At 66.5% G+C, this 275-nt stretch carries 1 protein-coding gene; it reads left to right on the plus strand.

The window, feature by feature from the left end; translation table 11 throughout:
* Positions 1-275, plus strand: a 275-nt coding sequence (locus SB765_RS29500; RefSeq protein WP_410932471.1) for a GntR family transcriptional regulator, incomplete at both ends; no start/stop codon positions are given.

Consider the following 275-nt stretch of genomic DNA (forward strand, 5'->3'; position numbering starts at 1 on the left):
TGGAAATTCCCACGGCGCAGCGCTTCGGCGTTTCGCGCATGCCCGTGCGCATGGCATTCCGTACCCTTGAGCAGGAAGGTTTGCTGGTGCCGTTCGGCGGGCGTGGCTATCAGGTGCGGTCGGTCAGCCCCAGCGATATTGCCGGCGCGGTCGAAGTGCGCGGTGTGCTTGAGGGCCTGGCGGCGCGTCAAGCCGCCGAGCGCGGTTTGTCCGATGACGCGCGCAGGGCGCTTGAGCGCTGTCTGGTCGAAGGCGATCAACTGTTCGACAAGGGG

The organism is Pseudomonas sp. SIMBA_067 (genome assembly GCF_046534675.1).
Taxonomy (GTDB): domain Bacteria; phylum Pseudomonadota; class Gammaproteobacteria; order Pseudomonadales; family Pseudomonadaceae; genus Aquipseudomonas; species Aquipseudomonas putida.